We start from the raw sequence: 5615 nt of genomic DNA on the forward strand, positions 1-5615 counted from the left end.
AAAACAAAACCCCAACTGCTTTCGCAATTGGGGTTTCGGAATTTAATCTTGACGATGACCTACTCTCACATGGGGAAACCCCACACTACCATCGGCGATGCATCGTTTCACTGCTGAGTTCGGGATGGGATCAGGTGGTTCCAACGCTCTATGGTCGTCAAGAAATTCGGGTACTGACTCGTGACCAGATGGCCGCGCTTCAGCAAATTGGGTATGTAATAGATTTGTGTGTTTTTCGAACTTTCGGTTCATTGCGTCTTCACACACCGCAATCTGCTCTCTTCGACGCAAATTGCTTGGGTGTTATATGGTCAAGCCTCACGGGCAATTAGTATTGGTTAGCTCAACGCCTCACAGCGCTTACACACCCAACCTATCAACGTCGTAGTCTTCGACGGCCCTTCAGGGAACTCAAGGTTCCAGTGAGATCTCATCTTGAGGCAAGTTTCCCGCTTAGATGCTTTCAGCGGTTATCTTTCCCGAACATAGCTACCCGGCAATGCCACTGGCGTGACAACCGGAACACCAGAGGTTCGTCCACTCCGGTCCTCTCGTACTAGGAGCAGCCCCTCTCAAATCTCAAACGTCCACGGCAGATAGGGACCGAACTGTCTCACGACGTTCTAAACCCAGCTCGCGTACCACTTTAAATGGCGAACAGCCATACCCTTGGGACCGGCTTCAGCCCCAGGATGTGATGAGCCGACATCGAGGTGCCAAACACCGCCGTCGATATGAACTCTTGGGCGGTATCAGCCTGTTATCCCCGGAGTACCTTTTATCCGTTGAGCGATGGCCCTTCCATACAGAACCACCGGATCACTAAGACCTACTTTCGTACCTGCTCGACGTGTCTGTCTCGCAGTCAAGCGCGCTTTTGCCTTTATACTCTACGACCGATTTCCGACCGGTCTGAGCGCACCTTCGTACTCCTCCGTTACTCTTTAGGAGGAGACCGCCCCAGTCAAACTACCCACCATACACTGTCCTCGATCCGGATAACGGACCTGAGTTAGAACCTCAAAGTTGCCAGGGTGGTATTTCAAGGATGGCTCCACGCGAACTGGCGTCCACGCTTCAAAGCCTCCCACCTATCCTACACAAGCAAATTCAAAGTCCAGTGCAAAGCTATAGTAAAGGTTCACGGGGTCTTTCCGTCTAGCCGCGGATACACTGCATCTTCACAGCGATTTCAATTTCACTGAGTCTCGGGTGGAGACAGCGCCGCCATCGTTACGCCATTCGTGCAGGTCGGAACTTACCCGACAAGGAATTTCGCTACCTTAGGACCGTTATAGTTACGGCCGCCGTTTACCGGGGCTTCGATCAAGAGCTTCGCGTTAGCTAACCCCATCAATTAACCTTCCGGCACCGGGCAGGCGTCACACCCTATACGTCCACTTTCGTGTTTGCAGAGTGCTGTGTTTTTAATAAACAGTCGCAGCGGCCTGGTATCTTCGACCGGCATGAGCTTACGGAGCAAGTCCTTCACCCTCACCGGCGCACCTTCTCCCGAAGTTACGGTGCCATTTTGCCTAGTTCCTTCACCCGAGTTCTCTCAAGCGCCTTGGTATTCTCTACCCAACCACCTGTGTCGGTTTGGGGTACGGTTCCTGGTTACCTGAAGCTTAGAAGCTTTTCTTGGAAGCATGGCATCAACCACTTCGTGTTCTAAAAGAACACTCGTCATCAGCTCTCGGCCTTAGAATCCCGGATTTACCTAAGATTCCAGCCTACCACCTTAAACTTGGACAACCAACGCCAAGCTGGCCTAGCCTTCTCCGTCCCTCCATCGCAATAACCAGAAGTACAGGAATATTAACCTGTTTTCCATCGACTACGCTTTTCAGCCTCGCCTTAGGGACCGACTAACCCTGCGTCGATTAACGTTGCGCAGGAAACCTTGGTCTTTCGGCGTGGGTGTTTTTCACACCCATTGTCGTTACTCATGTCAGCATTCGCACTTCTGATACCTCCAGCAAGCTTCTCAACTCACCTTCACAGGCTTACAGAACGCTCCTCTACCGCATCATCCGAAGATGATACCCGTAGCTTCGGTGTATGGTTTGAGCCCCGTTACATCTTCCGCGCAGGCCGACTCGACTAGTGAGCTATTACGCTTTCTTTAAAGGGTGGCTGCTTCTAAGCCAACCTCCTAGCTGTCTAAGCCTTCCCACATCGTTTCCCACTTAACCATAACTTTGGGACCTTAGCTGACGGTCTGGGTTGTTTCCCTTTTCACGACGGACGTTAGCACCCGCCGTGTGTCTCCCATGCTCGGCACTTGTAGGTATTCGGAGTTTGCATCGGTTTGGTAAGTCGGGATGACCCCCTAGCCGAAACAGTGCTCTACCCCCTACAGTGATACATGAGGCGCTACCTAAATAGCTTTCGAGGAGAACCAGCTATCTCCGAGCTTGATTAGCCTTTCACTCCGATCCACAGGTCATCCGCTAACTTTTCAACGGTAGTCGGTTCGGTCCTCCAGTTAGTGTTACCCAACCTTCAACCTGCCCATGGATAGATCGCCCGGTTTCGGGTCTATTCCCAGCGACTAGACGCCCTATTAAGACTCGCTTTCGCTACGCCTCCCCTATTCGGTTAAGCTCGCCACTGAAAATAAGTCGCTGACCCATTATACAAAAGGTACGCAGTCACAGAACAAAGTCTGCTCCCACTGCTTGTACGCATACGGTTTCAGGATCTATTTCACTCCCCTCTCCGGGGTTCTTTTCGCCTTTCCCTCACGGTACTAGTTCACTATCGGTCAGTCAGTAGTATTTAGCCTTGGAGGATGGTCCCCCCATATTCAGACAAAGTTTCTCGTGCTCCGTCCTACTCGATTTCATGACTAAGAGATTTTCGCGTACAGGGCTATCACCCACTATGGCCGCACTTTCCAGAGCGTTCCGCTAATCTCAAAGCCACTTAAGGGCTAGTCCCCGTTCGCTCGCCACTACTAAGGGAATCTCGGTTGATTTCTTTTCCTCAGGGTACTTAGATGTTTCAGTTCCCCTGGTTCGCCTCTTGCACCTATGTATTCAGTACAAGATAACCATCTTATGATGGCTGGGTTCCCCCATTCAGACATCTCCGGATCAAAGTCTGTTTGCCGACTCCCCGAAGCTTTTCGCAGGCTACCACGTCTTTCATCGCCTCTGACTGCCAAGGCATCCACCGTATGCGCTTCTTCACTTGACCATATAACCCCAAGCAATCTGGTTATACTGTGAAGACGACATTCGCCGAAAATTCGAATTTCTCAACTAAGAGAACTCACAAATTTTACCTTAGCCTGATCCGTTACCAGTGAAAGTAACGTTCAGTCTATCTTTCTATCACATACCCAAATTTTTAAAGAACGAACTAGTCAAAGACTAGAAATCAACATTCACCATCATCATGATGGAATGCTCATTTCTAAGCTTTATACAAGAGAAGCAGTAGTGGTGGAGCCAAGCGGGATCGAACCGCTGACCTCCTGCGTGCAAGGCAGGCGCTCTCCCAGCTGAGCTATGGCCCCGTATTTCTACAGGCGTTTCCCACACAAAATTGGTGGGTCTGGGCAGATTCGAACTGCCGACCTCACCCTTATCAGGGGTGCGCTCTAACCAACTGAGCTACAGACCCAATTTCGGGCTGCTTCTTTCGTCTTCTTCAATGAATCAAGCAATTCGTGTGGGAACTTATGGAGCAGCTGATGTCGTCGATTAAGGAGGTGATCCAGCCGCAGGTTCCCCTACGGCTACCTTGTTACGACTTCACCCCAGTCATGAATCACACCGTGGTAACCGTCCTCCCGAAGGTTAGACTAGCTACTTCTGGTGCAACCCACTCCCATGGTGTGACGGGCGGTGTGTACAAGGCCCGGGAACGTATTCACCGCGACATTCTGATTCGCGATTACTAGCGATTCCGACTTCACGCAGTCGAGTTGCAGACTGCGATCCGGACTACGATCGGTTTTATGGGATTAGCTCCACCTCGCGGCTTGGCAACCCTTTGTACCGACCATTGTAGCACGTGTGTAGCCCAGGCCGTAAGGGCCATGATGACTTGACGTCATCCCCACCTTCCTCCGGTTTGTCACCGGCAGTCTCCTTAGAGTGCCCACCATTACGTGCTGGTAACTAAGGACAAGGGTTGCGCTCGTTACGGGACTTAACCCAACATCTCACGACACGAGCTGACGACAGCCATGCAGCACCTGTCTCAATGTTCCCGAAGGCACCAATCCATCTCTGGAAAGTTCATTGGATGTCAAGGCCTGGTAAGGTTCTTCGCGTTGCTTCGAATTAAACCACATGCTCCACCGCTTGTGCGGGCCCCCGTCAATTCATTTGAGTTTTAACCTTGCGGCCGTACTCCCCAGGCGGTCAACTTAATGCGTTAGCTGCGCCACTAAGAGCTCAAGGCTCCCAACGGCTAGTTGACATCGTTTACGGCGTGGACTACCAGGGTATCTAATCCTGTTTGCTCCCCACGCTTTCGCACCTCAGTGTCAGTATCAGTCCAGGTGGTCGCCTTCGCCACTGGTGTTCCTTCCTATATCTACGCATTTCACCGCTACACAGGAAATTCCACCACCCTCTACCATACTCTAGCTCGACAGTTTTGAATGCAGTTCCCAGGTTGAGCCCGGGGATTTCACATCCAACTTAACGAACCACCTACGCGCGCTTTACGCCCAGTAATTCCGATTAACGCTTGCACCCTCTGTATTACCGCGGCTGCTGGCACAGAGTTAGCCGGTGCTTATTCTGTCGGTAACGTCAAAACAGCAAAGTATTAATTTACTGCCCTTCCTCCCAACTTAAAGTGCTTTACAATCCGAAGACCTTCTTCACACACGCGGCATGGCTGGATCAGGCTTTCGCCCATTGTCCAATATTCCCCACTGCTGCCTCCCGTAGGAGTCTGGACCGTGTCTCAGTTCCAGTGTGACTGATCATCCTCTCAGACCAGTTACGGATCGTCGCCTTGGTGAGCCATTACCTCACCAACTAGCTAATCCGACCTAGGCTCATCTGATAGCGCAAGGCCCGAAGGTCCCCTGCTTTCTCCCGTAGGACGTATGCGGTATTAGCGTTCCTTTCGAAACGTTGTCCCCCACTACCAGGCAGATTCCTAGGCATTACTCACCCGTCCGCCGCTGAATCCAGGAGCAAGCTCCTTTCATCCGCTCGACTTGCATGTGTTAGGCCTGCCGCCAGCGTTCAATCTGAGCCATGATCAAACTCTTCAGTTCAAACATCTTTGGGTTTTTAAGAAACCCTAAACTTGGCTCAGCAATCGTTGGTTACATCTTTGATTTCTCGCGGAGTAACTTGTGATGCTGATAATCTTGTTGACTATCAGTCTGACTCCACAAGCACCCACACGAATTGCTTGATTCAGTTGTTAAAGAGCGGTTGGTTAAGATCTTTCGTCTCAACCGAGGCGCGCATTCTACAGCAGCCTCATTTGCTGTCAAGTGATTATTTTCAGAAGTTTTCGAAGATTTCTTCAACAACTTCAACCACTTGCGCTTCCGATCTCTCGTCAGCGGGAGGCGAATTCTACAGCGTTACACGCTGCTGTCAACACCTCTTTTTCAACTTCCTTCTGGCTTCGAT

The 5615-nt window shown here is 51.0% G+C and carries 2 tRNA genes and 3 rRNA genes; all 5 read right to left on the reverse strand.

Annotated elements, in window-relative coordinates:
- Positions 1–46 precede the first annotated feature (46 nt).
- Positions 47–162, reverse strand: a 5S ribosomal RNA gene (rrf, locus tag QZR14_RS27800).
- 145 nt (positions 163–307) lie between these two features.
- Positions 308–3201 (reverse strand): 23S ribosomal RNA (locus tag QZR14_RS27805).
- Between the two features lie 246 nt (positions 3202–3447).
- Positions 3448–3523 (reverse strand) — tRNA-Ala (locus QZR14_RS27810).
- A 30-nt stretch (positions 3524–3553) separates the two neighbouring features.
- Positions 3554–3630 (reverse strand) — tRNA-Ile (locus tag QZR14_RS27815).
- 81 nt (positions 3631–3711) lie between these two features.
- Positions 3712–5248 (reverse strand): 16S ribosomal RNA (locus QZR14_RS27820).
- Together the 16S, 23S and 5S rRNA genes with 2 tRNA genes alongside form the textbook arrangement of a ribosomal RNA operon.
- Positions 5249–5615: the final 367 nt, after the last annotated feature.

It is taken from the genome of Pseudomonas sp. rhizo66 (assembly GCF_031931925.1).
Taxonomy (GTDB): domain Bacteria; phylum Pseudomonadota; class Gammaproteobacteria; order Pseudomonadales; family Pseudomonadaceae; genus Aquipseudomonas.